Source organism: Agrobacterium sp. El2ro-1b (assembly GCF_048298475.1).
In the GTDB taxonomy this organism is placed as follows: Bacteria; Pseudomonadota; Alphaproteobacteria; order Rhizobiales; family Rhizobiaceae; genus Agrobacterium; species Agrobacterium fabrum.
Genome location: NZ_CP103458.1, coordinates 2,585,691 through 2,611,376, shown reverse-complemented (window position 1 = coordinate 2,611,376; position 25,686 = coordinate 2,585,691). Strand labels below are relative to the sequence as shown.

The 25,686-nt window shown below is 56.7% G+C and carries 26 protein-coding genes; 14 read left to right on the top strand and 12 right to left on the bottom strand.

Features of this window, described 5'->3' with window-relative positions; all coding sequences use genetic code 11:
- Nucleotides 1-56: 56 nt before the first annotated feature.
- Genes NYR50_RS12770 through NYR50_RS12755 form a run of 4 tightly spaced genes read right to left on the bottom strand, consistent with a single transcriptional unit; the run spans nucleotide 57 to nucleotide 2,792 of the window.
- Entirely contained in the window at nucleotides 57-422 is a 366-nt protein-coding gene (locus tag NYR50_RS12770) for a helix-turn-helix domain-containing protein (protein WP_006311080.1), read from the bottom strand.
- Nucleotides 419-988, bottom strand: a complete 570-nt coding sequence (locus tag NYR50_RS12765) for a Smr/MutS family protein (RefSeq protein WP_418136185.1) — start codon at nucleotides 986-988, stop codon at nucleotides 419-421. Before NYR50_RS12765 ends, NYR50_RS12770 begins: the two co-directional genes overlap by 4 nt.
- On the bottom strand, nucleotides 985-2,097 hold the full coding sequence (locus NYR50_RS12760) for a murein transglycosylase A (RefSeq protein WP_418136184.1): 1,113 nt from the start codon (nucleotides 2,095-2,097) through the stop codon (nucleotides 985-987). Before NYR50_RS12760 ends, NYR50_RS12765 begins: the two co-directional genes overlap by 4 nt.
- Nucleotides 2,094-2,792: a Tim44/TimA family putative adaptor protein gene (locus NYR50_RS12755; protein WP_418136183.1), complete on the bottom strand. Its 699-nt coding sequence runs from the start codon at nucleotides 2,790-2,792 to the stop codon at nucleotides 2,094-2,096. The genes NYR50_RS12760 and NYR50_RS12755 overlap by 4 nt, the downstream gene beginning before the upstream one ends.
- Nucleotides 2,793-2,931: 139 nt before the next feature.
- Between NYR50_RS12755 and NYR50_RS12750 the strand changes: the two genes are divergently transcribed.
- Together NYR50_RS12750 and secB are read left to right on the top strand one after the other, a co-directional pair.
- Nucleotides 2,932-3,468, top strand: coding sequence for an FxsA family protein (locus tag NYR50_RS12750; RefSeq protein ID WP_418136182.1), 537 nt, complete (start codon nucleotides 2,932-2,934; stop codon nucleotides 3,466-3,468).
- Between the two features lie 103 nt (nucleotides 3,469-3,571).
- Entirely contained in the window at nucleotides 3,572-4,054 is a 483-nt protein-coding gene (gene secB, locus NYR50_RS12745) for a protein-export chaperone SecB (RefSeq protein ID WP_010970595.1), read from the top strand.
- Nucleotides 4,055-4,152: 98 nt separating this feature from the next.
- Here the strand turns inward: secB and dnaQ are convergent, their stop codons facing one another.
- The 5 genes from dnaQ to NYR50_RS12720 are packed head-to-tail and all read right to left on the bottom strand — an operon-like array spanning nucleotide 4,153 to nucleotide 7,758.
- Complete coding sequence (gene dnaQ, locus NYR50_RS12740) at nucleotides 4,153-4,851, bottom strand: DNA polymerase III subunit epsilon (protein ID WP_418136181.1); 699 nt, start codon at nucleotides 4,849-4,851, stop codon at nucleotides 4,153-4,155.
- 20 nt (nucleotides 4,852-4,871) lie between these two features.
- Nucleotides 4,872-5,453 (bottom strand): dephospho-CoA kinase, encoded by a 582-nt coding sequence (coaE, locus tag NYR50_RS12735; protein ID WP_174009536.1) that lies wholly within the window; start codon nucleotides 5,451-5,453, stop codon nucleotides 4,872-4,874.
- The gene (locus NYR50_RS12730; RefSeq protein WP_174009535.1) at nucleotides 5,453-6,313 is read right to left on the bottom strand and encodes a shikimate dehydrogenase; all 861 of its coding nucleotides are present in this window, start codon (nucleotides 6,311-6,313) and stop codon (nucleotides 5,453-5,455) included. Before NYR50_RS12730 ends, coaE begins: the two co-directional genes overlap by 1 nt.
- Nucleotides 6,306-6,905, bottom strand: coding sequence for a two-component system response regulator ActR (gene actR / locus NYR50_RS12725; protein ID WP_418136180.1), 600 nt, complete (start codon nucleotides 6,903-6,905; stop codon nucleotides 6,306-6,308). Before actR ends, NYR50_RS12730 begins: the two co-directional genes overlap by 8 nt.
- Before the next feature lie 31 nt (nucleotides 6,906-6,936).
- Nucleotides 6,937-7,758: a pyruvate, water dikinase regulatory protein gene (locus NYR50_RS12720; protein WP_080811401.1), complete on the bottom strand. Its 822-nt coding sequence runs from the start codon at nucleotides 7,756-7,758 to the stop codon at nucleotides 6,937-6,939.
- Nucleotides 7,759-8,167: 409 nt separating this feature from the next.
- Between NYR50_RS12720 and hemE the strand changes: the two genes are divergently transcribed.
- From hemE to NYR50_RS12680, 8 genes are all read left to right on the top strand, one after another.
- Nucleotides 8,168-9,202, top strand: a complete 1,035-nt coding sequence (hemE, locus tag NYR50_RS12715; protein WP_174009532.1) for a uroporphyrinogen decarboxylase — start codon at nucleotides 8,168-8,170, stop codon at nucleotides 9,200-9,202.
- Nucleotides 9,199-9,744 (top strand): protoporphyrinogen oxidase HemJ, encoded by a 546-nt coding sequence (gene hemJ, locus NYR50_RS12710; protein ID WP_174009531.1) that lies wholly within the window; start codon nucleotides 9,199-9,201, stop codon nucleotides 9,742-9,744. Before hemE ends, hemJ begins: the two co-directional genes overlap by 4 nt.
- Nucleotides 9,745-9,929: 185 nt before the next feature.
- Nucleotides 9,930-11,195 carry a transcription termination factor Rho gene (gene rho / locus NYR50_RS12705; protein ID WP_006311067.1) on the top strand — a complete coding sequence of 422 codons (1,266 nt, stop codon included), beginning with the start codon at nucleotides 9,930-9,932 and terminating at the stop codon, nucleotides 11,193-11,195.
- 89 nt (nucleotides 11,196-11,284) lie between these two features.
- Nucleotides 11,285-12,613 (top strand): tRNA uridine-5-carboxymethylaminomethyl(34) synthesis GTPase MnmE, encoded by a 1,329-nt coding sequence (mnmE, locus tag NYR50_RS12700; protein ID WP_418136179.1) that lies wholly within the window; start codon nucleotides 11,285-11,287, stop codon nucleotides 12,611-12,613.
- A gap of 62 nt (nucleotides 12,614-12,675) precedes the next feature.
- Entirely contained in the window at nucleotides 12,676-14,559 is a 1,884-nt protein-coding gene (gene mnmG / locus NYR50_RS12695; protein WP_418136178.1) for a tRNA uridine-5-carboxymethylaminomethyl(34) synthesis enzyme MnmG, read from the top strand.
- An 11-nt stretch (nucleotides 14,560-14,570) separates the two neighbouring features.
- Nucleotides 14,571-15,188 carry a 16S rRNA (guanine(527)-N(7))-methyltransferase RsmG gene (gene rsmG / locus NYR50_RS12690; RefSeq protein ID WP_418136177.1) on the top strand — a complete coding sequence of 206 codons (618 nt, stop codon included), beginning with the start codon at nucleotides 14,571-14,573 and terminating at the stop codon, nucleotides 15,186-15,188.
- Between the two features lie 19 nt (nucleotides 15,189-15,207).
- The gene (locus NYR50_RS12685) at nucleotides 15,208-16,002 is read left to right on the top strand and encodes a ParA family protein (protein ID WP_418136176.1); all 795 of its coding nucleotides are present in this window, start codon (nucleotides 15,208-15,210) and stop codon (nucleotides 16,000-16,002) included.
- A 29-nt stretch (nucleotides 16,003-16,031) separates the two neighbouring features.
- Complete coding sequence (locus NYR50_RS12680) at nucleotides 16,032-16,913, top strand: ParB/RepB/Spo0J family partition protein (protein WP_418136175.1); 882 nt, start codon at nucleotides 16,032-16,034, stop codon at nucleotides 16,911-16,913.
- A gap of 61 nt (nucleotides 16,914-16,974) precedes the next feature.
- Here NYR50_RS12680 and NYR50_RS12675 read toward each other — a convergent pair whose 3' ends face one another.
- Nucleotides 16,975-17,187 (bottom strand): DUF1674 domain-containing protein, encoded by a 213-nt coding sequence (locus NYR50_RS12675; protein ID WP_418136174.1) that lies wholly within the window; start codon nucleotides 17,185-17,187, stop codon nucleotides 16,975-16,977.
- Nucleotides 17,188-17,303: 116 nt separating this feature from the next.
- Here NYR50_RS12675 and htpX point away from each other — a divergent pair, with 116 nt between their 5' ends.
- From htpX to purH, 4 genes are all read left to right on the top strand, one after another.
- Nucleotides 17,304-18,269 (top strand): zinc metalloprotease HtpX, encoded by a 966-nt coding sequence (gene htpX, locus NYR50_RS12670; RefSeq protein WP_418136173.1) that lies wholly within the window; start codon nucleotides 17,304-17,306, stop codon nucleotides 18,267-18,269.
- Complete coding sequence (locus NYR50_RS12665) at nucleotides 18,266-19,651, top strand: RsmB/NOP family class I SAM-dependent RNA methyltransferase (RefSeq protein WP_418136172.1); 1,386 nt, start codon at nucleotides 18,266-18,268, stop codon at nucleotides 19,649-19,651. Before htpX ends, NYR50_RS12665 begins: the two co-directional genes overlap by 4 nt.
- Nucleotides 19,652-19,776: 125 nt before the next feature.
- Nucleotides 19,777-21,444 (top strand): heparinase II/III family protein, encoded by a 1,668-nt coding sequence (locus tag NYR50_RS12660; RefSeq protein WP_418137303.1) that lies wholly within the window; start codon nucleotides 19,777-19,779, stop codon nucleotides 21,442-21,444.
- A 152-nt stretch (nucleotides 21,445-21,596) separates the two neighbouring features.
- A complete protein-coding gene (gene purH, locus NYR50_RS12655) occupies nucleotides 21,597-23,213 on the top strand; it encodes a bifunctional phosphoribosylaminoimidazolecarboxamide formyltransferase/IMP cyclohydrolase (RefSeq protein WP_418136171.1) in 1,617 nt (538 codons plus the stop codon).
- Nucleotides 23,214-23,300: 87 nt separating this feature from the next.
- Here purH and NYR50_RS12650 read toward each other — a convergent pair whose 3' ends face one another.
- Both NYR50_RS12650 and NYR50_RS12645 read right to left on the bottom strand, forming a co-directional pair.
- Nucleotides 23,301-24,833, bottom strand: coding sequence for a UxaA family hydrolase (locus NYR50_RS12650; protein WP_418136170.1), 1,533 nt, complete (start codon nucleotides 24,831-24,833; stop codon nucleotides 23,301-23,303).
- A 42-nt stretch (nucleotides 24,834-24,875) separates the two neighbouring features.
- A complete protein-coding gene (locus tag NYR50_RS12645; RefSeq protein WP_418136169.1) occupies nucleotides 24,876-25,568 on the bottom strand; it encodes a FadR/GntR family transcriptional regulator in 693 nt (230 codons plus the stop codon).
- Nucleotides 25,569-25,686: the final 118 nt, after the last annotated feature.

The following is a 25,686-nucleotide window of genomic DNA, read 5'->3' as shown; positions in this document are numbered from 1 at the left end:
CAATCCCAAAGGCCGCATGCTTCAGGATGCTGAATAAAGCAGGGGATAGAGGGGTTTCAATCGCAAGAACGGCTTTTTTGCAGCACGGCTGACAGTTCCTCTACCACACTCGGCGGCAGCTTGCGAATATCCCGTGCGAGACGGTTGGCGAAAGCCGTATATTGCGGCGGCAGGCCCACCGTATCGATCACCACCTTCGGGTCTGACGAACCGGCCAGAAAGAACAATTCCTCTGCCTCATCCCAGATGATGTTGAAATAACCGGCAATGCGCTGCAGCAGATCGAAGCTCGGCTTGCCGCGCTTGCCATGCTCCAGCGCCGAGAGATAGGCCGGCGATACACCGATTGCCGCGGCCATTTCCTTCTGCGTCACGCCCTTGCGTTCACGAAGCTGCCGCACGGCTTCCGCAAAAGGCGTCATGATTTGTCACCGCGCCGTCGCGAAAGCCGCACATAAAGCGCGCCGTCACCGCCATGATTGGCCGACGCATCCTCATAGGACGAAATCAGGTAGCGATATTCCGGTTTGGAGAACCACATCGGCACTGCCCTTTTCAGCGCACCATCGCTACCGATAGAACGCCCCTTGCCGGTGATGACCAGCACATGGCGAAGGCCTCGTTCATGCGCCCGCAGCAGGAAATCCAGGAGCACCGCATGGGCTTCGCTCTGGAACATGCCGTGCAGATCGATCCGCCCTTCCAGCGGCAGCCGGCCGCGAGTGAGCTTGCGCTTGACCGGTTTTTCCATCGGCTGATGGGTTTTCGGCTTTTTATCCGGTGTCGCAGGCGGGGCTTCCGCCGCCTCCACAAGCATGCGCGGAAATGCGCTTTTGCCGGTTTGCGGAACGGTGGGTTCCAGCGGATGTTCTTCTACGTCGTCGAAAGCCAGCAAATCTTCCAGCCTGCCGGAAATCGGCCGCGTGGTTTTTGCGACCCTTCCCCACAGAATGCGTTCTTCCTTGCCGAGCTTGCGACTGCCTTTCATCGCCGATACCTTTCCGCAGCAATCCGCGGCAGCAATATATAAAAATCGGCCTCGTTGCGCACCGTGCCGGCAAGCTCTCCCGCTTCTAAACCGGAGCCGGTGAAAATATCGCCGCGCGCCGGGCCGACGATGGCCGAGCCCGTATCGAGCGCCAGCATCAGCCGGGCGAATGGTTTTCCGTCATCCAGGTGAGTCAGTGTCGGCGCGTGGATAAAGAACGGCAGGCCGAAGGTGTGGATCAGCCTGTCGACCGCAAGCGCACGGCCCGCAATCAGCGGCACCTTGGCGGCGGCGATCGGCCCCATGTCCAGACCTGCGACATCCGCCTCCCGGAAAAAAATGTAGGAGCGGTTGTGCCACAGCACCCCGTCCACCTCATCCGGATGGTCGCCGAGCCATTGGCGGATCGTCTGCATGGAGATTGTTTTCGGATCGAGTTCGCCGCGGTCGAGAAGCAGCCGGCCGATCGGCGAAAAGGCATGCCCGGCCTTGGCCGCGTAGGTGATCCGCTTTATCGCGCCATCCGGAAATACCAGACGCGCCGCACCCTGCACGTGGACAAAGAAGAGGTCGACCTTCGATCTTGCCCAGGCGATCTCAAGACCCCTGCCCCGCAGACACCCTTCATCGATGGCGCGGCGATCGGGAAAATAGGAAATGCCCTCTTCATCCGCCTTGCCGAAAGCATAGGACGGATCGAAACCATCCGGCCGGTTAGCATCGTCAATATCCACCAGATCCGGCGGCCGGCGGTAGATCGGATAACGCCACACATCATCCGGCGTGGCGGAGACTTCCAGTTCGGGCTCGTAAAAAGCGGTCACGAAACCGCTTTTGCCCTGAGCCGGAGAAATCCTGAAAGGTACACAATTGGTTTCAAAAAACTGGCGTGCCTGTTCGGGGCTGTTTACCTGCCCTCTTTCGGCGAGCTCCAGAAGCGAAACCAGCTCCGCCGCCGTTATCCCGAGCGCACCGGTCCTGTAGGGTTTCGCATTACGAAGATGCGACAGGATCGTTGCCATCGCCGGAAAAAGCTTGCGGGGGTCATCCTGCCCCCATCCGGGCAGATCGCGGAAAGAAACCTCGTCGATCGAAAAGGGCGTATTCATTGCTCGGATTCGGTGGCGATCAGCTTCCAGTTCGGATCGCGGGAGCGGATGTCGCGCGAGAAGGTCCAGATGTCATCTACCTCCGCAACCGCTTCCGGGTCGCCATCCACCAGCTTGCCGTCCTTGTCGTAGGTCGCCGAAATCAGCTGGCTGATAATTCTCAGCGTCACCTGCACTTCGGAATCGCGAACGCCCGCCTGGGTGATGTCGGCCTTCTCGATGCCAACGAATGTGGATTTCACCACTTCGCCACGGCTTTCCCGCTCGGAAATCGCCGCGTCGAAACCGTCAAAAACCTCCTTCGACAGAAGGTTCTTGAGTGTCTTGCGGTCGCCATCGGCAAAACCCATCACGATCATTTCGTAAGCCATGCGAGCGCCGTTCAGGAATTCCTTGGGCCTGAAAGACGGGTCCTTGGTCATCACGTCGCGCAGCGACGCATTGAGTGGGGTATCAACAGGCGCGAGCGCGTCTGCCTCCGCAAAGCGGTTCTCTTCCTCCGCCTCGCCGCGTTTCGGCAGGGTCACGACCTTGTTATCGTCAGCGACCGGCCCCTTTGCCACATCACGGGGGCTATAGGGGTCGAATGGCGGCTTCTCATTGCCGGTGCGGCGGCCAAGGACACTGCGCAGCTGAAAGAAGATCAGCACCGCTGCAACGAGAAAAAACAATGTGATAAAGTCGCTAAAGCCCATGTTTTACCAAAACCGCCATTTAAAATCAAAAACCTCACCATCATATAGTCTGCATCTTATCATCATTCAAATGTGCAGATTCAATCATTGGTGTCCGGGAACCGGCAATCTGCCAGAGATGCACACGCAAGGCTAGAAGATGCGTTTTTCCTTTCTCCCCATCGTCATCTTGATGATGCCCATTCTCGAAATTGCCGGCTTCATCATCGTCGGCAAGGCGATCGGTCTGTGGCTGACATTGGCGCTCGTCCTTTTCACGTCATTCCTGGGATTGCTCATATTGCGCCTCGGCGGCATCGGCATGGTGCGAAATCTTCAGGCTGCGGGCCGCACTGGCGCGCAGCCTGCGGATGAGCTCGTCAATGGGGCCATGCGCGTCGTCGCAGGCCTCCTGCTCATCATTCCCGGTTTCATCACCGACATTCTCGGCCTCCTGCTTCTGTCGCCGGCCATTCGCCGGTTTTTCTGGAAAGCCTTTGGCCCGCGCGTCGTCGTTTCTGGCTCATTCAGGCAGTCCGGCCCCCAGCAAGGTGACTATTCCGGATTTCGCAATGGCCCTGGACCCGCGGGCAATTCGAAGGTGGTGGATCTGGACGAAGAGGAGTTTCACCGCGATGGGCCGAAAGACTCTCCCTGGTCGAACAGGCCTGATGATCGTGACCTTCCCAAACCCTGACGACCGCTTGGAATGGATGGCGATGACGCGATCACGAAGGGTTGTAAGCCCCGGGTCGAAATGATAGACCGCCTTCCACGAATTCACGCCGCGAGGAACCGTAATGACCGCTGAAAATGGCGCACAGGGCGCAGTTAGCCCTTCTCTCAATATTCTTGCCCAGTACATCAAGGATCTCTCTTTCGAAAATCCGGGTGCTCCTCGTTCGCTGCAGGGCCGTGAGAATGCGCCGGCGATCAACATCAATGTCAATGTCAACGCAAACCCGATCTCCGGTTCGGATTTCGACGTTGTTCTGACGCTGAATGCAGAAGCCAAGGATGGCGACAAAATCCTGTTCGCGGCCGAGCTGGTTTATGGCGGCGTGTTCCGCATTGCCGGCTTCCCGCAGGAACACATGCTGCCGGTCCTCTTCATCGAGTGCCCGCGCCTGCTCTTCCCCTTCGCCCGCCAGATCATTGCCGATGTCACCCGCAATGGCGGTTTCCCGCCGCTGATGATCGACCCGATCGATTTCTCGCAGATGTTTGCGCAGCGCGTTGCCGAAGAACAGGCCAAGGCCCAGGTTCAGGCTGTCCCGAACTAAACGGCACGCACCGCTTTTCATTGCAGACAAAACAAAACCCGGGTTCTTCGCCCGGGTTTTTCTTTGGCCGATTTGCCATTTCAAAGTCTGGGCACGCTTTAGTTCTGGTAGCGGTTCCAGATCGCCTTATCGCCCATGCCGAGAACGAGTTTGCCGTGGGCCGCGACCGTATCCGCATCCAGCCTCGAGGGCAGAGCGCTTGGCCTTCGCAATGGCTCAAGAGGCACGTCTTCTTCAACGACAATCGTTTCCTGCCTGGCGGCAGAGCCGAAACCGAGCGCCGTCTGGCGACCGCCGATCATTTCAATATAGACTTCGGCCAGAAGCTCGGAGTCGAGCAGCGCGCCGTGTTTGGTGCGGTGGGAATTGTCGATACCGTAACGCCGGCAAAGCGCATCCAGCGAATTCGGCCCCATCGGGTTCTTGCGACGGGCGAGTGAAAGCGTGTCCGTCACCAGCTCGGCGGAAACCGGCTCGATGCCAAGACGCGCGAATTCCGCATTGATGAAGCCCATATCGAAGGTCGCATTATGCGCCACCCAGCGCGCGCCATCGAAGAAGTCACGGATCTGGTCGACGACTTCTGCGAATTTCGGTTTGTCCTTCAGAAATTCATCGGTGATGCCGTGAACGGCAAGCGCGTCCGGATGAACCTTGCGATCTTCCGGTCTGATATAAAGATGCAGCGTGCGACCAGTGGGAAAATGATTGATCAGTTCGATGCCGCCGATTTCGATCACGCGGTCCAGCTTCGATTCGAGGCCCGTAGTTTCCGTATCGAAAATGATCTCACGCATTCGTCTCTCCGCGGCGCGACTCAAGCGCCCAGTTTCTGCAGAATTTCTTTTACCTGATCCCGTGCCGCTTCGACACCATTTCCCGAATCGACGACAAAATCGGCTCGCCGGCGCTTCTCCGCATCCGGCATCTGCCGGGCAAGGATCATTTCAAATTTCTCCTCCGTCATGCCAGGCCGGGATAAAACGCGCTCCCGCTGGATTTCCGGCGCGCAGCTCACCACCACGACTTTATCGACCCGTCCTTCCGCCCCCGTTTCAAACAGCAAGGGTATGTCAAGCACAGCAAAAGCCCGATCGTCTTTCCTTGCCTTTGCCAGAAAGGCCTCCTGTTTGTTACGCACCAGCGGATGAACGATCTCTTCCAGCCTGGTAAAATTAGCCGGATTCTGCCGCAGGATATCGCCGAGTTTTTGCCGGTCGACCATGCCGGACATGGTAGTACCGGGAAAGGCGGCCTCGATCAGCGGAACGGCTTCCGCACGATAAAGCGCGTGCACGACCTCATCGGAATCAAGAACCGGGATACCTTCTTCGGCGAAGAGCTTCGCCGTCGTGGTTTTTCCCATTCCAATCGAGCCGGTGAGACCGATGACGATCATCAATGTTTCTCCATATCCGCGATGATCAGGGAGCGAAGGGTTTCATCCACCTCCGGCGCCCTGCCGAACCATCGCTTGAAACCCGGTTTTGCCTGATGAAGCAACATGCCGAGCCCATCGACGGTTGCGATGCCCTGCTCTTGCGCCATGTTGAGGATCGGCGTTTTCAACGGTACATAGACGATATCGGTCACTACCGCATTAGCCGCGAGCTGCGAAAAATCGAGATACGGCGCTTCGGTTCCATCCATTCCGAGCGATGTCGTATTCACGAACAGCCCGGCGCCCTGCATGACCTCCTGAAGCGCCGCCTGGGGATGGGAAAAGACCCGTGGGCCAAAGCGGTCGGCCAGTTCACGAGCGCGCTCGACCGTGCGGTTGAGGACGTGAATTTCCGCAACACCCCGATCACGCAGCGACTGAATGACGGCCCGGCTTGCGCCGCCGGCGCCGAAAACCACCGCACGGTCGGTCTTATCCCAGCCCGGATGCCGCTCGTCCAGGTTCGAGACGAAACCGAAACCATCCGTGTTGGTAGCGTGGAGTTTACCCTCCTCCATCCAGATGGTGTTGGCGGCGCCGAGTTCTTCCGCCAGGGCATCGGGACGGTCGGCCAACCGGTAAGCCGCTTCCTTGTGCGGAATGGTGACGTTGCCGCCAACCGCTGCGCCCGGCTTGCCTTCCTTCAGCGTTGCTATGAAATTCGGGAAATCGCCCGGAGAGATCTCAACGGCCCTATAGGAACCGGCGATACCGAATTTTTTCAGCCAATAGGAATGGATGATTGGCGACCGGGAATGCTTGATCGGGTAACCGACAACGAAGGCATTTATAGTTAATGTTTCACGTGAATCAGCCATCGATGACATCCATGTCGCGTAGTTTCGATAAAAGAGGCAGAAGCGGCAGGCCGAGGATCGAGAAATAATCCCCCTCAATAGAGGTGAATAGCTGGATTCCTTCCCCTTCAAGCTGGTAAGCGCCGACGCTGCTGAGCGCCTTTTCTCCCACCCGCTGCAGGTGACGGGATACAAACTCAGCACTCAAGGTTCGAACGGCGAGCTCTGCACAGGAAACGGTTTGCCAGACCACCTCGCCCTGTCGAACGAGAACAGCCGCGCTGTTCAGACGATGGACCTTGCCGGACAATGACAGCAGATGCGTTGCGGCTTCCGCCATGGTTTTTGGCTTGTGATAAACGCGTGTGCCGAGCGCCATGGTTTGGTCGCAGCCGAGAACCAGTGCCTGCGGATGGAGCGCACTGACTGCAAGAGCCTTGGCACGGGCAAGTTCCAGCGCGACCTCTTCGGGACCGGCCCCGTCCCGCTGCAGCTGCTCATCAAGCGCACGCTCATCGATAGCCGCGGGTATTGCCGAAAATGTCAGCCCCGCATTGCGCATCAGCATCTGCCGGGATGCGCTGGATGAGGCGAGGATCAACTCTTGTTTCATCGACTGTCTGCTCCTGATGATGCGATTCGGATTATCGCGTCCTCGGGCGCAGGGCAAGGATCGCCGCGGCCGTTTCCTCGATGGAACGTCGTGTGACATCGATCAACGGCCAATTGTTGCGGGCGCAGAGCGCGCGCGCATATTTCAGCTCTTCCATGATGGTGGCGCGATCCGTGTAACGGCCACTATCGAATCCGCCGGTTGTACCCAGTTCCCGGTTCTCACGAACCTGCGATATGCGATCCGATGTCGCGACGAGACCGACGATCAAAGGCCGGGTCGCGGCATAGAGGCTGTCTGGCAAAGGCACATTGGGAACGACCGGGATATTGGCGGTCTTTATGCCCCTGTTGGCAAGATAGATGCTGGTTGGTGTTTTAGACGTGCGGCTGATGCCGATGATGACGACATCCGCCTCGTCATAGGTCTCCGGCATCTGCCCGTCATCATGGTCCATGGCGAAATTGAGCGCTTCGATCCGCGCGAAATAATCGGCATTCAGCGCATGTTGCGCGCCCACGCGCCGCCTGGACGGCGCGCCGAGATAGGTCTGGAAAATGCCGATGATCGGTTCAAGAACGTTGACGCACGGCACGCCAATCGCATGACAGCGCAGATCCAGAAATTCGGCCAGCTGCTGATCAACGATTGTATAAAGAACAATGCCGGGCTCCTTGTCGATGAGATCGACGACCTGCGCGAGCTGCTTCTGGTTGCGGATCATTGGATAGACATGTTCCACCGGCATGGATGCATGGAACTGCGCCGAGACGGCGCGGCCAGCTGACATCAGGGTTTCTCCCGTTGAGTCCGAAATCAGGTGCAGATGGAAGAAGCTTTTTTTGTTCTCCACGCTGTTTTTCTCCCCCTGTTGATAAACCGGGACAAATCTCCGAATTGTCCGGCGGGCCGAGCCGCGGGGTGAATAAGGTGGTGTTTTTCCACAATCCGCAAGTGGCGTCTCTCGTCTTCGCAGTGCCTGTGAATTACTGGAATAAGACGGAACTGTTCAAAATTTTCCCCAGCTTGTCCACAGGTGCGTGAATCTCTGGCTTGAAAATAAGTATCTGAAATTATTTATCTAATTCCTGTTTTCACAATTATCTGCAAATACTCGCCCTGTCGGTATCCTCAGGCATTGTCGATATCTCTACGATGCGGCATTTCGACTGGAATGATTTTAATCCTTGCTACCCACAGACTCTAAGAAATAGAAAATCTTTTAAATCTCTTTGTTTTTATTTTTTAGAAGCTGGGTGCCCATGAGCGAACGCAAGGTTATGACTGTTTTGAATGGGAAGACGGTTACGCCGCCACCCATATGGCTGATGCGTCAGGCTGGCCGTTATCTTCCAGAGTATCGGGAAACGCGTAAGAGTGCCGGAAGTTTCCTGGATCTCTGTTATAATCCCGAGCTGGCGAGCGAAGTGACCCTTCAGCCCATCCGCCGGTTCGGGCTGGATGCGGCCATCCTCTTTTCCGATATTCTTGTCATTCCCGACGCGCTTCATCGCAACGTATCCTTCAGCGAAGGCAAGGGCCCAGCCATGGACCCGATCGATGTGAGCGGTATCGACAAGCTCGATGCGTCTGATGTCATGGCGCATCTTTCGCCCGTTTTCGAAACGGTGTCGCGTCTGCGCACCTCATTGCCGCATGAAACGACGCTTCTCGGTTTTTGCGGCGCGCCCTGGACGGTTGCGACCTATATGATCGCCGGGCACGGAACGCCAGACCAGGCGCCGGCGCGGCTGTTCGGTTATCAGGAGCCGGCCGCGATGAAAAAGCTGCTGGCTCTCCTCGCTGAGGTCTCAGCCGATTATCTGGTAGCGCAGATCGATGCCGGCGCTGATGCGGTACAGATTTTCGATTCCTGGGCCGGTGTGCTCGGTGAAAAGGAATTCGAGGAATATGCGATCAGGCCGGTCGCCCGCATTATCGCGTCGGTGCGTGCTCGCCGGCCTTCGGCAAAGATCATCGCTTTCGCCAAGGGTGCCGGGTATCTGCTTAAAGATTATCGCCGCAAGACGGGTGCTGACGCCATTGGTCTTGATTGGTCGGTGCCGTTGAGCTTCGCCCGGGATTTGCAGAAGGAAGGCCCGGTGCAGGGCAATCTCGACCCGATGCTGATGGTGGCCGGTGGCAAGGCCTTGCAGGATGGCATTGATGCCGTGTTGCAGGCGCTTGGGCAGGGTCCGCTGATCTTCAATCTCGGCCATGGCATCACTCCGCAAGCAGACCCGGAAAACGTCACCCGGCTGGTGCAGCGGGTCCGCTCGGTTGGGGGTGCGGGATGAGCGAGGAAAAACAGACCTCTGGCCGCTCCGGAAACAAGGCAGCCTTGCGTGCCGGTGTCGCACTCGGTGTCTTTGCCGCTTTCATCGCGCTGCTGTTTTACGCCGATCCCGCCGATCTCTATCTCTGGATCAAGGCGCTGCATATCATCGCTGTTATCTCGTGGATGGCTGCGATTTTTTACCTGCCGCGGCTTTTTATCTATCACACTGATGCGCCTGCGGGCTCGCAGCAATCCGAAACCTTCAAGGTGATGGAGCAGCGGCTGATCAGGGTGATCATGAACCCGGCGATGATGATATCCTGGACATTGGGGCTATATCTCGCATGGTCGGTTTATGGTTTTTCCGGCGGCTGGCTGCATGCGAAAATCGGGCTGGTCGTGCTTCTGACCGCCACCCATGTCTATTTCAGCCGCAGCGCGAAACGTTTTGCGCGGGACGAAAATACAAGACCGGCCCGTCACTGGCGGTTGATGAACGAAGTTCCGACCGTTCTGATGATCCTGATTGTCATACTTGTGGTTGTGAAACCCTTTGGTTAAGACGGTGCGACGATAAATTTCGCGGAATTCGTGCTTTCCTCTTGCGGCCGCCGTGTTCAATCGCTATTTTCAGTCCACTCATCTTCGTGGCATGTGAATTATTCAGTCATCTGCGGTATTTCCACAGCATCTGATTCGCGAACACGCCCTCCCCCGACATTACATTATCAAACGGTCTTCCCTTCATGGCTGAAATGAAGCTTCAGGAACTTAAGAGCAAATCGCCTACCGACTTGCTGACTTTTGCCGAATCCCTGGAAGTTGAAAATGCGAGCACCATGCGCAAGCAGGAGCTCATGTTCGCAATCCTCAAGATTCTCGCGAGCCAGGACGTCGAAATCATCGGCGAAGGCGTCGTTGAAGTCCTTCAGGACGGATTCGGGTTCCTGCGTTCTGCAAACGCAAACTACCTGCCCGGTCCAGACGACATCTATATTTCGCCCTCGCAGATCCGCCGCTTCTCGCTGAAGACCGGTGATACTGTAGAAGGGCCGATCCGTGGTCCGAAGGAAGGCGAACGGTATTTCGCACTCCTCAAGGTCAATACGATCAATTTCGACGACCCGGAAAAAATCCGTCACAAGGTTCACTTCGACAATCTGACGCCGCTTTACCCGAATGAGCGCTTCAAGATGGAACTGGAAGTTCCGACATCGAAGGATCTGTCGTCGCGCGTTATCGACCTCGTCGCACCGCTCGGCAAGGGCCAGCGCGGGTTGATCGTGGCGCCGCCGCGTACCGGTAAGACGGTACTGTTGCAGAACATTGCTCATTCCATCACAGCGAACCATCCGGAATGCTACCTGATCGTTCTGCTGATCGACGAGCGTCCGGAGGAAGTGACCGACATGCAGCGTTCGGTGAAGGGTGAGGTTGTGTCCTCCACCTTCGACGAACCGGCTGTACGCCACGTCCAGGTCGCCGAAATGGTCATCGAAAAGGCGAAGCGTCTGGTCGAGCATGGCCGTGACGTCGTCATCCTGCTCGATTCCATCACGCGCCTCGGTCGCGCCTACAATACCGTTGTTCCCTCCTCCGGCAAGGTTCTGACCGGTGGTGTGGATGCCAACGCCTTGCAGCGCCCGAAGCGTTTCTTTGGTGCGGCGCGTAACATCGAAGAAGGTGGCTCGCTGACGATTATTGCGACTGCGCTTATCGATACGGGCAGCCGTATGGATGAAGTCATCTTCGAAGAATTCAAGGGCACCGGCAACTCGGAAATCGTGCTTGATCGCAAGGTTGCCGACAAGCGTATCTTCCCGGCGCTGGATATTCTGAAATCCGGTACACGTAAGGAAGACCTGCTGGTGCCGCGTCAGGACCTGCAGAAGATCTTCGTTCTTCGCCGCATTCTGGCACCGATGGGAACGATGGATGCCATCGAATTCCTGATCGACAAGCTGAAGCAGACCAAGACCAATTCGGATTTCTTCGAATCTATGAATACCTGATCCGAACTTTAGTCGGATTCGTCATAAGAGCTTTAAAGCCGTATCCGTTCATTCGGATGCGGCTTGACTGTTTTAGACCGAGGTGAACGATGCCAGCTTCTGCCGATACGATTTATGCGCTGTCCAGCGGTGCCCTGCCGGCAGGCGTTGCGGTTATCAGAATCAGCGGCGCAAAGGCGCTTGATGCTCTGGAGATGCTGACTGGCCGGAAGTTTCGTTCACCACGAAAAGCAAGCCTCTGTTCGATTCGGAATCGAAACAATGAGATCATCGATCAGGCTCTGGTGATTGTCTTTCCTGCCCCGAATTCCTTTACGGGTGAAAACTGCGTTGAGATTCACAGCCACGGCAGCCGCGCCGTCATAGCTTCCATTTTTGCCGAGCTAGATAATCTCGAAGGATTGCGGCCCGCGGAGGCAGGTGAGTTTTCCCGCAGAGCCTTTGAGAATGGCAAGATGGACCTGCTGGAGGTTGAGGGTCTGGCCGACCTGTTGCAGGCGGAAACGGAGATGCAGCGGCGTCTGGCGGTGGAGCAGAGCAGCGGCCAGCTATCAGCTCTCTATGATGGCTGGGCCAATCGCCTGACCCGTGCCCGCGCCCTGATCGAGGCGGAACTCGATTTTGCCGATGAGGAGGACGTGCCTGACTCCGTAGCTGCTCGTGTTTGGGAAGCAATGGTGGCGCTGAAGGGCGAGATCAATGCTCACCTCCAGGGCGGCGGAAATGGCGAAATCATCCGCGACGGTTTCAAGGTTGCGCTTGTAGGCGAACCGAATGCGGGTAAATCCACCCTGCTTAACGCATTGAGCGGTCGTGACGTGGCAATCGTTACCGACATTGCCGGCACGACGCGGGACGTTTTAAGCGTCGATATCAATCTGGATGGATATCTGGTGCGGATATTCGATACGGCGGGAATTCGCGAGACACAGGATGTTGTGGAGCAGGAAGGCGTGCGACGTGCGGTTCTGACCGCGGAAACTGCAGATCTCATTCTAATCCTGCAGGATAATGATTCGAACCCGAAACAATCTATCGGTGCGTTCGATAATCAGAGATCATTGCGGGTAAGAACAAAAACCTCGCTTCGCTCACGCGCATCTGACGATGATTTTGATCTCTCGATCTCAGCAAAAGAAGGAATTGGCCTAGATCAACTGCGTAAAGCCCTCAAACGAGAGATAGAAAAGCGGGTCGGTGCGGGCCAGACGCTCGTTCCTGCCCGTGCCCGTCATAAAAAACGACTTGAAGAGACGTTGAACTATGTTAGTGATGCGCTCGATTCTGAAATCCTGGACCTTGCGATAAGGTCGGAATATCTAAGGCTCGCCGCAACATCGCTCGGACGGATCACCGGCCGCGTTGATGTGGAAGATTTGCTGGGCGTGATCTTCTCGGAATTCTGCATAGGAAAATGATTCACGTGAAACATCGGCACTCTTTATGGTGATGTCGATGAATTAGAACAGGGCGCAGCAATATGCACCAGTCATTCGATGTCATTGTTATTGGTGGTGGACATGCCGGCAGTGAAGCCGCGGCGGCTGCTGCGAGACATGGTGCAAAAACCGCTCTTGTCACCCACAAGCGCGAAACGATTGGGGTCATGTCCTGTAATCCCGCAATTGGTGGCCTGGGAAAAGGTCATCTCGTTCGTGAGATTGATGCGCTGGATGGATTGATGGGCAGGGTCGCAGATGCGGCGGGTATTCAGTTCCGTATGCTTAACCGGAAAAAGGGCCCGGCCGTTCGGGGGCCGCGCACGCAAGCTGACCGCCGGCTCTATCGTGAATCGATGCAGCGGGAAATTGATGCTATTGATAATCTGACAATTATCGAGGGCGATGCTTTTGATATTGAAATGGACAATGATCGGGTTGCCGCCGTTGTCATGAAAAATGGTAGCCGGATTCCTTGCGGCGCCGTGGTGCTCACCAGCGGGACTTTTCTGCGCGGTCTTATCCATATCGGTTCCGAAAAGATTCCAGCAGGCCGCGTTGGCGAAATGCCTTCTCTCGGCCTTTCTGACACGCTGTCGCGCCTTGGCCTCGCAATGGGTCGGCTCAAAACCGGCACCCCTGCCCGTTTGGATGGACGTACAATCGATTGGAATGCGGTAGATCGGCAGGCGGCTGACGAGGACCCTGTTCCGTTCTCATTCATGACGGACCATATCGTCAATCCACAAATCGAATGTGGTGTGACCCGCACAACCCCGGCAGGTCACAAGATCATCCAGGATAATATTCACCTCTCTGCCATGTATTCCGGGCAGATAGAAGGAGTTGGCCCGCGTTACTGCCCCTCAATAGAGGACAAGATTACCCGTTTCGGGGAACGAGACGGCCACCAGATATTTTTGGAGCCGGAAGGCCTCGATGATCATACCATTTATCCCAATGGTATTTCGACCTCCCTGCCCGCTTTCGTTCAGGAGCAATTTATCCGGACGATACCAGGTCTTGAACAGGTTACGATTATCCAGCCGGGTTATGCGATCGAATATGATTATGTCGATCCCCGGGAGCTAAAACTGTCTCTTGAGTCCCGCAAAATCCCGGGGCTGTTTCTGGCTGGCCAGATCAACGGCACAACGGGTTATGAAGAGGCGGGCGCTCAGGGTCTTGTTGCTGGTTTGAATGCCTCGCTTTACGCCGGCAATGCCGATCCGCTTCATTTCAGCCGGACAGAATCTTATATTGGTGTGATGATTGACGACCTGACATCCAAGGGTGTTAGCGAACCCTATCGCATGTTTACGTCAAGGGCGGAGTATCGTCTCTCCCTGCGCGTGGATAATGCCGATCTCCGACTTACGCCGGTGGCGCAAGCGGCCGGTATTCTCGGTCGGGAGCGGCTACAGCGCTTTACAGATTTTCTCTCTGATCTCGATAGCGGTCGTGCGTTAATGAAAGAACTCTCCATCAGCCCGTCCCAGGCGGCCAAGCAGGGTCTCAAACTTAATCAGGATGGTCAGCGTCGTTCCGTTTATGAGCTGCTTGCCTATCCTGACATGACATTGCAGGCGCTCGCAGAACATTGGCCTGAACTCAACAGGCTTAACGCTAAGGTCGCGGAGGTCTTGCAGATTGAAGCGAGCTACGCCGTCTATATGCAACGGCAGAGCGCTGATATCGTCGATATCAAAAGGGATGAAGACAGAAAAATCCCTGACGATTTCGATTTTCAAAGTCTGTCCGGCCTCTCCAACGAGCTTAAACAAAAGCTGGAAAAAGCCCGCCCGGAGAATATTGCACAGGCCGCGCGTGTTGACGGCATGACGCCGGCTGCGATATCGCTGCTGCTCGCACTTCTGCGGAAAAGTACCGCAACGCGAAGTGAACAATTGCGCATGCACCAATAGCGAGTCGGATTATGAAGATAAACGGCCAGAGTGTTTCACGTGAAACACAGGAGAGGCTCGGGCATTTTGTCGAGCTTTTCAAGAAGTGGAATAAGACCACGAATCTGGTAGCACCCTCCACGCTAACGGAGCTTTGGAGCCGGCATGTTGCCGATAGCGCGCAAATCTTCCAGCTTTCTCCTCAACCAAAAAAATGGATTGATCTCGGCTCCGGCGGCGGTTTTCCCGGTGTCATCACGGCGATTTTTCTGGCGGAACTTGGCGATGGCTGGGTCGATCTGGTGGAAAGCAATAATAAGAAAGCTGCTTTTCTGCGAATTGCTCTTAAGGAAACCGGCGCCAGAGGTACGGTTCATCCTGTCAGAATCGAGACGGCGTCGGAAATTATAACAACTTGTGATGCCGTTTCCGCCCGTGCCCTTGCAGATCTGGATTTTCTTTTTGAGTATATTCATCCTTGGGCGCAGAATAATCCCAATCTCAAGGCTTATTTCAATAAAGGCCGGGATTATGATTCCGAAATGCAGAAAGCGCATGGTCGCTGGCAGTTTGATCTGATAAAACACCGGAGTGCCGTTGAGGCAGATTCTGTTGTTCTTGAAATCAGCAACCTCGTTTTGAGACGCTGACAAGCTGGCCAGGTGCGGCATGACCTTTGAAAAAAACCGAATTATCGCAGTTGCGAACCAGAAAGGCGGGGTTGGCAAGACAACAACCGCTATAAATCTGGCGACCGCGCTGGCGGCTATTGGTGAGCATGTGCTGATTATCGACCTGGACCCGCAGGGCAATGCGAGTACTGGGCTCGGAATTGACCGTAAAGAGCGCAAGCTTTCGTCCTATGATCTTCTGATAGGAGAACATGGGATTGCAGAAGTTGCTGTTCCCACGGCCGTGCCGAATCTCGATATCGTCCCGTCCACAATGGATTTGCTCGGTTTCGAGATGCAGGTTGCGAATGTCGCAAACCGCGTTTTCCTGTTGCGTGCGGCTATGGAAACGCCGGAAGCCAGAGGTTATTCCTACATTCTCGTTGATTGCCCGCCCTCTTTCAATCTTTTGACGATGAATGCGATGACGGCCGCACATTCTGTGCTGGTGCCGCTGCAATGCGAGTTCTTTGCCCTGGAAGGTCTCAGCCAGCTGCTGGATACGGTCAGCCAGATACGCGGATCGGTCAACCCGCAGCTTGATATACAGGGCATCGTTTTGACGATGTTCGATGCGCGTAACAATCTTGCGCAACAGGTCGTTTCGGATGTGCGCAGCCATCTTGGCGAGAAGGTTTACCATACCCTCATTCCGCGCAACGTTCGTGTGTCGGAAGCCCCGTCCTATGGTAAACCGGCAATTCTCTATGACCTGAAATGCGCCGGCAGTCAGGCCTATTTGCAACTGGCATCAGAAGTGATCCAGAGAGAGCGACTGCGCAAAGCCGCCTGACATTTGCGGACTGTATGGAGTAATATCTTATGAGTGATGATCTTTCCAAGCGTCGATTGGGGCGCGGTCTTGCCGCATTAATTGGCGAAATGGATCAGCCCGTGCCGGTCGGCGAGCCTCAGCGCGCGGTTAACGCCGATCGTACCATTCCGATCGAATTCATCGCCCGCAGCCATAGAAACCCCCGGCGCCATTTCGATGAAAACGAACTGCAGGATCTTGCCGCCTCCATCCGTCAGCACGGAATCGTTCAGCCAGTAGTAGTGAGAACGGTTGGAGTCAACCGATACGAGATTATCGCCGGTGAGCGCCGCTGGCGTGCAGCACAGCTGGCTGGTTTTACTGACGTACCCGTCATCGTTCGTGACGTGGATGACCGTACTGCTCTGGAACTTGCCATCGTCGAAAACGTGCAGCGTTCCGACCTCAATCCGCTTGAAGAGGCGATGGGCTACGAACAGTTGATCGCCGAACATGGTTATACGCAGAATGACCTCGGTGAAATCATCGGCAAGAGCCGAAGCCATGTTGCCAATAGTCTGCGGCTCCTGAAGCTGCCCGATCCAGTGCGGGATATGCTGGCGGATGGTTCGCTTTCCGCCGGCCACGCACGCGCGCTGGTTTCCACTTCCGATCCGGCGACCTTGGCACGCACAATTGTTTCCAAGGGACTTTCGGTGCGTGATGCCGAACGTCTGGCGCAAAACGATATCAAATCGCAGGGTGAGATTGCTGAAAAGCGCCCGGCTGGTGAAAAGGATTCGGATACGATCGCGCTCGAACGTAGCCTTTCCGATGCTCTCGGCCTCGAAGTGAAAATCAGCCACAAGGGTGGATCGGGGCAGATTCGTATCGGTTACCGCACACTTGAACAGCTTGAGGCCGTCTGCCGACTGCTGGAGCAGAAATAATTAAATATCTGTTTTAATTGATAAATACCCGCCATTGGCGGGTATTTTCGTTTCTCGGCTTTCAAAAATCGATAGCCCGGCCTTTTATTTCATAATCACCGAAACGAACGGGTTCTGCGCCGCCGCGACCGCCAGTCTCCGGCGGCAAATGAAGATCCGCCTGCTGCCGGCGCCGTTCTTCCGCTTCCTCCAGCGCTCGCTGCGCTGCGGGCGAAAGTCGTCTCACCTGCTCCGCGCCCTCTTCGGCACCGTTGTCATTATCTGCATTCTGCATGAAATCCTCCCAATGACGGGATATTGAAATATGTTTGCTGCTTCCCAGATTATATAATCGAACGGGGTTTATAAACCCCACAATATTTCCGGCGAGTGAGAAGGAGAGTTCAACGGATGAACATGATGCGCACGGCAATGCTTCTGGCCTTCATGACCGCATTGTTCATGGGTGTCGGTTTTCTCATCGGTGGTAAAGGCGGCATGATGATAGCGCTGCTGATATCGGCCGGTATGAACCTTTTTTCCTATTGGAACTCGGACAAGATGGTCCTTTCGGCCTATCGCGCCCGGGAGATCGATGAGGCGAATGCGCCCGAGTTCTTTCACATGATCCGGGATCTTTCACAGAATGCCGGTCTGCCCATGCCGAAGGTCTATATTTACGACAGTGCGCAGCCAAACGCCTTTGCGACAGGCCGAAATCCTGAGAATGCAGCTGTTGCCGCTTCGGCCGGGCTGCTGGAGCGTCTGACGCCCGAGGAAGTGGCCGGTGTCATGGCGCATGAACTCGCCCATGTGCAGAACCGCGATACCTTGACCATGACGATCACCGCCACGCTCGCGGGTGCGATCTCCATGCTCGGCAATTTTGCCTTCTTTTTTGGCGGCAACAGGGAAAACAACAATAACCCCTTGGGCTTTATCGGTGTGCTGGTGGCGATGATCGTGGCACCGCTCGCGGCAATGCTGGTGCAGATGGCGATCAGCCGCACCCGGGAATACTCCGCCGACCGTCGCGGTGCGGAGATCTGCGGTAACCCGCTCTGGCTTGCCTCTGCACTGCAGAAAATTTCAGGCATGGCACAGCAAATTCACAATGACGATGCCGAGCGCAATCCGGCAACGGCGCATATGTTCATCATCAATCCGCTCTCCGGCGAGCGTATGGACAATCTCTTTTCCACCCATCCGAACACGGAAAACCGCGTGGCGGCGCTGCACGCGATGGCGCAGGAGTTTTCCCCGCGAGCATCGACGCCGCCGCCATCGGGTGATAGACCGGTGCGCAAATCAGGCTCCGTTCCCAAAATGGGCTGGGGACGAGGCAATGAAAACGAGCGCAAGGGGCCGTGGTCTTGACATCCGATACTCAGAATAAGCCGGCGCGGTCCAGAAAACCGAAGCCAGCGCATGCAAGGGGCCGTGAAGACGGCCCTTCGTCTTTCGAGGACAAGCCGGGTCTTGCGGCGCGCATTGCTGCCACCCGCATTCTCGCGGCGGTTCTGGAAAAGAAGACCTCCATGGACGGGATGCTCGACAGCGAAAACGGCAATCCCGTCTATCGTGCCTTGTCGCTTGCTGACCGAGCACTGGTGAGGGCGATCGTCAATAGTGCGCTTCGTCACCTCCCGCGCATCGAGGCGGCATTGTCGATGTTGTTGGATGGGCCATTGCCGCAAGGCGCGCGGTCGCTGCATCACGTCCTCGTCGTTGGTGCTGCGCAGATGCTTTATCTCGATGTGCCGGATCATTCCGCTGTCGATCTCGCCGTGGAGCAGGCGCATCGCGATCCGCGCAACCGGCGTTTCGTCAAGCTGGTCAATGCCGTGCTTCGAAGACTCGGCCGTGAAAAAGCTGAGATCGAAAAGGCTATCGCTGACGTTCCAGTCTTGCCAGACTGGTTCTATGCGCGGCTTGTTTCGGCTTATGGCGATGAGGTGGCTCAAAGGATTTCGCAAGCACAGCTGACGCCGTCCTCCATCGATTTGACGGTGAAGGCCGATCCCGCTCTTTGGGCGGAAAAACTGGGTGGCACGCTTATGCCGAATGGCAGCGTGCGTCTGGGTGAATTCGAAGGCCAGATCCCCTCGCTCGACGGTTTTGCGGAGGGAGCGTGGTGGGTGCAGGATCTCGCGGCCAGCATGCCGGTAAGGCTCCTGGGCGATATCTCCGGCAAGCGGGTCGCCGATCTTTGCGCTGCCCCCGGCGGCAAGACCGCCCAGCTTGCGCTGGCGGGCGCCAGGGTAACGGCGCTGGATCAGTCCGGCAATCGTCTTCGCCGCCTGCGCGAAAATCTCGACCGACTTGGTCTCCATGCCGAAACGGTGGAGGCTAATATGCTGAAATACCAGCCGGAACAGCTTTTCGACGCCGTGCTGCTCGATGCACCCTGTTCGTCAACCGGGACTTTGCGCAAGCATCCCGATGTCTGCTGGACGAAAGACGAGAATGACATTGCCAAACTTGCCGCACTTCAGGGCCAGATGCTGCGACATGCGCTGACTCTCGTCGGGCCGGGCGGCCTCGTGGTCTTTTCCAATTGCTCGCTCGATCCTTCCGAAGGGGAAGAGATGATTGCCGAGGTTCTGGCGGAAAACCCTGATGTGGAGCGCGTTGCCGTTCACAGAGAAGACTGGCCCGGCATGGAAGCGGCGATTAGTGCCGCGGGCGATCTTCGCACGACACCTGACATGTTCGGTGGCGTCGATGGGTTTTTTAGCAGTGTCTTGCGTAAGAAGTAGAAAAAAGCCAAGCTCTCGCGAATCATTAGATATTTATCGAAAACGTTCCGATCATCGCGGTTCACTGATAAAAACAAAATATGTGAAACGGGAAACACAGCTTGTTAGGGTCCTTCGCAGGCAGCATGAATGCCGCCGGTCTTCTTTCGCGGATGGCTTATCGTCATCTGTGTGTCGGCCTTACCCCGTTGCGCCTGCATCTATCGCGATTCACCAACCGCGTGCCCACTGGCCTGGTGGCTGCACCCACCGATCTGCGAGCGATCGATCCCTATTTTGCCGAGGAGTTGTTGCGCGGTCGCATAGCGCTCGCCGGACGCGTCGTTGAAACCGGCGGCGCTTCGCCGTTTCAGGTAGATTACCCTTCAGCAGTTTTTGAAGAACGGCTGCAAGCATTCACCTGGTTGCGGCACATTCGTTCCGATAAATCGAGCGAGGCCTGCAAGCGTGCGCGTCGCATCGTCGCCGAGTGGATGGTGTTGCATGGCAAGCGCATTACGGGAACGGCCTGGTCACCTGACATTGCGGCGCAGAGGCTGATAGCCTGGCTCTCGCATTCTCCCGTGGTTTTATACGAGGCCGATGCGGGCTTTTATCGCCGTTTCCTGAAGAGCCTCGCCTTTCATGTGCGTTACCTCGAGCGGATCGTCAAACATGCGCCGGATGGTGAAGCGCGGCTGCGGATCAGAATAGCGCTTGCGATGGCCTCCATCGCCATGCCCACACGGCTGTCACGGATCAACCGGAACGGAACGAAGCTGGCTCTGGAAATGGAACGCCAGATTCTCCCCGATGGCGGGCATGTTTCCCGCAATCCAAGGGTTATGCTGGATCTGCTGCTCGATCTCCTGCCGCTGCGGCAAAGCTATATCAATCTTGGCCATGACCTGCCCTCCGGACTGGTTCCGGCGATAGACCGTATGTTTCCGGCGATCCGTTTCTTCCGGCATCAGGGCGGCGATCTTGCGCTGTTCAACGGTGCCACGGCGACGCTCGCCAACGAGCTTGTTTCCGTGCTGCGTTATGATGAAACGGCCGGCCGGCCTTCCAAGGTCCTGACGGATGTGAATTACCATCGGCTTGCGACAGATGAGACTGTTATCATTGTGGATACCGGTTATCCCGCCTCGGCGGAACTGTCGCGCAGCGCCCATTCGGGGTGTCTCTCTTTCGAAATGTCCTGCGGCAAGAACCGGTTCATCGTCAATTCCGGCTTTCCGCGTAATGCCGCACCGGAGTATCAGCGCGCCAGCCGTTCCACGGCGGCGCATTCCACCGTCACGCTTGCCGATACGTCGTCTTGCAGATTGTCGCGTTCGAGGCTGCTCGGCCCGATCATGGTTTCGGGCGTCACCCAGGTCGATAGCCAACGTGGAACGGATGCAAATGGCAATGATGTGCTTTGGGCGTCGCATGATGGTTATTTGCAGAATTTCGGCTGTTACCACGAGCGGGAAATAGAGTTGAATGCGGCGGGCACCAAGATAAAGGGCCGCGACCTGCTTCGCGCTGACGAGGGCATGGTGAAAGCGCAATTGCAATCCGTGTCAGCGGTTTCCCGTTTCCACATCCATCCCCATATCCAGCTACACCAGCGGGATGAGGAGTCGGTTTATCTGGAGGCCGCGGACGGCACCACGTGGCTGTTCTCGGCACCCGGACTGGAGCTTTTCGTGACCGATGATGTCTTCATGGCGGATGCATCCGGCATGCGTCCTTCGCAGCAGATCGAATTACCCTTCAATCTCGTCAATACCCGGGAAATCCGCTGGCTCATCGAACGCATGGGCTGAGGGCTTTCGGGCCACCCAGGGTAAAAACTGCCATAGTTTTTGCCGTTCGGCATCCTCGCTGTTTATTAATGCGGTAAGCTGTGTTAACGCGGCGGCAATCGCTGGATCATTCCCCTTCCAGCCTGTCCTCCCTATTATACGGAGTATGCCCGATGGCCGTGGTGTCCAAGAAAATTCCCGCCCCCGATAAGGTCAAGATTCGTACGGCGCTTCTTTCCGTGTCCGACAAGACCGATATTATCGAGCTGGCAACGGTGCTCTCCAAGCTCGGCGTCAAGCTCCTGTCGACCGGCGGTACGGCAAAGGCGATTGCCGAAGCGGGTCTTGCCGTCACGGATGTCTCCGACGTCACCAATTTTCCAGAGATCATGGACGGTCGCGTCAAGACGCTGCATCCCAATGTTCATGGCGGGCTTCTGGCAATCCGGGATGATGCGGACCATGTCGAGGCCATGAAGGCGCATGGCATCGAGGCGATCGATCTTTCCGTGATCAATCTCTATCCGTTCGAGGAAGTGCGCGCCAAGGGTGGCGATTACCCGACGACGGTTGAGAACATCGATATTGGCGGCCCGGCGATGATCCGCGCTTCCGCCAAGAACCATGCCTATGTCACTGTTGTTACCGATCCTTCCGATTACCCTGCGCTGGTCGAAGCCCTGCAGGCCGATGACGGACAGACCTCCTATGCGCTGCGCCAGCGTTTTGCCGCCAAGGCTTATGCCCGCACGGCTGCTTATGATGCTGTGATTTCCAACTGGTTTGCCGAAGCACTGGCGATCGAGACGCCTCATTACCGCGCCATTGGCGGTGTGCTGAAAGAAAAGATGCGTTATGGTGAAAACCCGCATCAGAGCGCCGGTTTCTACCTGACCGGTGAAAAGCGCCCCGGCGTTGCAACCGCTACGCTTCTCCAGGGCAAGCAGCTCTCCTACAACAACATCAATGATACCGATGCGGCTTACGAGCTGGTGGCGGAGTTCCTGCCGGAAAATGCGCCGGCGGTTGCAATCATCAAACATGCCAATCCCTGTGGCGTTGCGACCGGTCCTACCCTTGCAGAAGCCTATCGGCGGGCGCTGGCATGCGATTCCGTTTCCGCCTTTGGCGGCGTCATTGCGCTCAACCGCACGCTCGATGCGGAAACGGCGGAAGAGATCGTCAAGCTCTTCACCGAAGTCATCATCGCGCCTGACGTGACCGAAGAGGCCAAGTCCATCATCGCCCGCAAGCCGAACCTGCGCCTTCTGGCGGCCGGCGGCCTGCCAGACCCGCGCGCGGCTGGCCTGACGGCGAAGACCGTTTCCGGAGGCCTGCTGGTGCAGAGCCGCGACAATGGCATGGTCGAGGATCTCGAACTCAAGGTCGTGACCAAGCGTGCACCGACGGCGCAGGAGCTTGAGGACATGAAGTTCGCCTTCAAGATCGCCAAGCACGTGAAATCCAATGCCGTGATCTATGCCAAGGATGGCCAGACGGCGGGTATCGGCGCTGGCCAGATGAGCCGTGTGGATTCCGCCCGCATCGCCGCCCAGAAGGCGGAAGACGCGGCCAAGGCTCTCGGTCTTGCCGAACCATTGACGCGCGGCTCTGCCGTTGCGTCGGAAGCGTTTTATCCGTTCGCCGATGGTTTGCTTGCTGCAATCGCTGCGGGCGCCACCGCAGTCATCCAGCCGGGCGGTTCCATGCGCGATCAGGACGTGATCGACGCCGCAAACGAGCATAATGTGGCTATGGTCTTCACCGGTATGCGCCACTTCCGCCACTAAGCGCTGGTATAAACGGAAATAACGAAGGCCCGGAAAGTGATTTCCGGGCCTTTTGTTTCACGTGGGACAGTCTTTGGTGCTGCGGTTTCAGGTCACCGCGCCGACCTGCCACGGCACAAATTCATTGTCGCCGTAGTCATAAATTTCGCTCGCCGTCTTGTCGCCGGAAGCGACCGCAAGAATATGTTCGAAAATTCGTTTGCCGGATTCTTCGATTGTTTCCGTTCCGGTGACGATCTCGCCGCAGTTGATATCCATGTCTTCCTTCATGTGTTCGTACATTTCGGAATTGGTGGCGATCTTGATGCAGGGAGAGGGCTTGAAACCTGAAACCGAGCCACGGCCGGTGGTGAAACAGATGACGTTGCAGCCGCCGGCAACCTGGCCGGTGACGGCAACGGGGTCATAGCCGGGTGTATCCATGAAGACGAAGCCTTGCTCCGTCACGGTCTCGGCAAATTCATAAACCGCCTTCAGCGGCATGGAGCCACCTTTGGCGACCGCGCCCAGCGATTTCTCCAGAATGGTGGTCAGGCCGCCGAGCTTGTTGCCGTGGGAAGGATTGTTGTTGAGTTCGTCGCCATTACGGGCGGTATAGTCCCGCCACCAGTCGATGCGCTGCAGCAGTTTTTCAGCGACGGCAGGCGTGACGGCGCGTTTGGTCAGCAGGTGCTCGGCGCCATAGATTTCGGGCGTTTCGGAAAGCACGGTCGTGCCGCCATTGCGGACGATAAGGTCGGACGCATAACCCAGAGCCGGATTGGCGGAGATGCCGGAATATCCATCCGAGCCGCCACATTCCAGTGCCACCTTCAGCTTGGAAAGCGGTTGCTCGGTACGGCGGGCGGCGTTCACCATCGGCAGCATCGCCTTGATTTCGGTGATTGCCGCATCGATGGTCTTACGGGTGCCGCCATGCTGCTGGATGGTCATGGTGCGCAGCCGTTCTCCCTCTTCCATCTTGTAATGTTCGAGGATGGGGGCAATCTGGTTGGTTTCGCAGCCGAGGCCGATCAGCAGAATGCCTCCGAAATTCGGATGGCGGGCGTAACCCTGAATGGTGCGGATCAGAAGGCGGTAACCTTCCGACTTGGTATTCAGCGCACAGCCGCCACCGTGGGTCAGCGCCACGACGCCATCGACATTGTCGAAGCCATCCAAGCCGCCCTGTTTGTTGAAATAGTCGGCGATGTAGCGCGACACGGTGGCGGAACAGTTCACCGAGGCGATGACGCCGATATAGTTGCGTGTGCCAACGCCGCCGATACCACGGTCGTAGCCCATGAAGGTCCGGCGCTCGGCTTCCGGCACCATGCCCTTTTCCTCGATGTCAACGCTGAACTGATGCGCATGTTCTGAAGGCACCATGGCGAGATTGTGCAGGTGCACATGCCGGCCAGGTTCGATGTCCTGGGTTGCGATGCCGATGACTTGCCCGTATTTCAGCACCTCGTCGCCGGATTTGATGAAGTTGAGGGCCACCTTGTGCCCGCGCCCGATCAGCTCGAGTGCCGCCAGATCGCCCCTGCCCGTCGCACCGCCAGCCGGGATAGACCGACGTGCCACCGCGACATTGTCGTTGGCGTTCAGCAAAATGGTCGCCTCGGAATTCTCACTCACGGGTTTTCCTCCTCCCGGTACATTGCCTGCTATGTTTGTCATTTAGCTATCCACCCAGCGGCGTTTCGAGCCTTCCAGATGGATGTGCATGGCGGCCTGCGCCAGCAGCGGATCCTTGAGTTCCAGCGCCGCCAGAATAGCTTCGTGCTCCTGCAGGGCGCGGGTCCAGGTGTCTCTATCTTCGAATTTGACGCGAAGCTGGGCCGAAATGGGGCTATGGCGCTCATCGAAGAGGTTCGCCACCAGTCTCGCAAGAACGCTGTTGCCGGATTGCTCGGCAATGGTGACGTGAAACAGGCGATCCTGATCGAGGGGTTTGCGGCCAGCCTCGATCTCCTTTTGCATGGCGGTGAGAATCTGGCGGAGGGCCGCGATCGTCTCATCGGCCATTCGGCTTGCTGCCAGCACGATGGTCGCCCCCTCCAGCGCGGCCCGCGCCTGCATCAGTTCGGACGGGCTGTCACCCAGCGACTTGGTGTGATGGGTCGTCTGAAGCGCTTCTGCCGATACATAGACGCCGGAACCCATGCGAATTTCGACGGTGTTGTCGATTTCAAGCGCAATCAGCGCCTCACGCAACGAGGGTCTCGATACGCCGAGTTTCTGTGCCAGTTCCCGTTCGGCGGGAAGCCGCGTTCCGGGCAGGAATTCACCCACGTCGATGAGTTCGCGTATCTGATCCGCAATCTGCTGATACAGCCTGCGCGGTTCCGCTATTTTGGCCTGACCACTCATGTGTTTTTTGCTGAAGCCTTCGTGACACTTATATTTGGCCTTACCGTAACGTCAAGCGTAACAATATGCAAGAAATTACTTAAATAACTGAAAATAAGAGATTATTCTAAATTTTCTT

Excerpts from the sequence above, each read along its gene's own strand:
- NYR50_RS12770 (WP_006311080.1), bottom strand. The coding sequence starts at position 422 with ATGACGCCTTTTGCGGAAGCCGTGCGGCAGCTTCGTGAACGCAAGGGC.
- NYR50_RS12765 (WP_418136185.1), bottom strand. The coding sequence starts at position 988 with ATGAAAGGCAGTCGCAAGCTCGGCAAGGAAGAACGCATTCTGTGGGGA.
- NYR50_RS12760 (WP_418136184.1), bottom strand. The coding sequence starts at position 2,097 with ATGAATACGCCCTTTTCGATCGACGAGGTTTCTTTCCGCGATCTGCCC.
- NYR50_RS12755 (WP_418136183.1), bottom strand. The coding sequence starts at position 2,792 with ATGGGCTTTAGCGACTTTATCACATTGTTTTTTCTCGTTGCAGCGGTG.
- NYR50_RS12750 (WP_418136182.1), top strand. The coding sequence starts at position 2,932 with ATGCGTTTTTCCTTTCTCCCCATCGTCATCTTGATGATGCCCATTCTC.
- secB (WP_010970595.1), top strand. The coding sequence starts at position 3,572 with ATGACCGCTGAAAATGGCGCACAGGGCGCAGTTAGCCCTTCTCTCAAT.
- dnaQ (WP_418136181.1), bottom strand. The coding sequence starts at position 4,851 with ATGCGTGAGATCATTTTCGATACGGAAACTACGGGCCTCGAATCGAAG.
- coaE (WP_174009536.1), bottom strand. The coding sequence starts at position 5,453 with ATGATCGTCATCGGTCTCACCGGCTCGATTGGAATGGGAAAAACCACG.
- NYR50_RS12730 (WP_174009535.1), bottom strand. The coding sequence starts at position 6,313 with ATGGCTGATTCACGTGAAACATTAACTATAAATGCCTTCGTTGTCGGT.
- actR (WP_418136180.1), bottom strand. The coding sequence starts at position 6,905 with ATGAAACAAGAGTTGATCCTCGCCTCATCCAGCGCATCCCGGCAGATG.
- hemE (WP_174009532.1), top strand. The coding sequence starts at position 8,168 with ATGAGCGAACGCAAGGTTATGACTGTTTTGAATGGGAAGACGGTTACG.
- hemJ (WP_174009531.1), top strand. The coding sequence starts at position 9,199 with ATGAGCGAGGAAAAACAGACCTCTGGCCGCTCCGGAAACAAGGCAGCC.
- rho (WP_006311067.1), top strand. The coding sequence starts at position 9,930 with ATGGCTGAAATGAAGCTTCAGGAACTTAAGAGCAAATCGCCTACCGAC.
- mnmE (WP_418136179.1), top strand. The coding sequence starts at position 11,285 with ATGCCAGCTTCTGCCGATACGATTTATGCGCTGTCCAGCGGTGCCCTG.
- mnmG (WP_418136178.1), top strand. The coding sequence starts at position 12,676 with ATGCACCAGTCATTCGATGTCATTGTTATTGGTGGTGGACATGCCGGC.
- rsmG (WP_418136177.1), top strand. The coding sequence starts at position 14,571 with ATGAAGATAAACGGCCAGAGTGTTTCACGTGAAACACAGGAGAGGCTC.
- NYR50_RS12685 (WP_418136176.1), top strand. The coding sequence starts at position 15,208 with ATGACCTTTGAAAAAAACCGAATTATCGCAGTTGCGAACCAGAAAGGC.
- NYR50_RS12680 (WP_418136175.1), top strand. The coding sequence starts at position 16,032 with ATGAGTGATGATCTTTCCAAGCGTCGATTGGGGCGCGGTCTTGCCGCA.
- NYR50_RS12675 (WP_418136174.1), bottom strand. The coding sequence starts at position 17,187 with ATGCAGAATGCAGATAATGACAACGGTGCCGAAGAGGGCGCGGAGCAG.
- htpX (WP_418136173.1), top strand. The coding sequence starts at position 17,304 with ATGAACATGATGCGCACGGCAATGCTTCTGGCCTTCATGACCGCATTG.
- NYR50_RS12660 (WP_418137303.1), top strand. The coding sequence starts at position 19,777 with ATGAATGCCGCCGGTCTTCTTTCGCGGATGGCTTATCGTCATCTGTGT.
- purH (WP_418136171.1), top strand. The coding sequence starts at position 21,597 with ATGGCCGTGGTGTCCAAGAAAATTCCCGCCCCCGATAAGGTCAAGATT.
- NYR50_RS12645 (WP_418136169.1), bottom strand. The coding sequence starts at position 25,568 with ATGAGTGGTCAGGCCAAAATAGCGGAACCGCGCAGGCTGTATCAGCAG.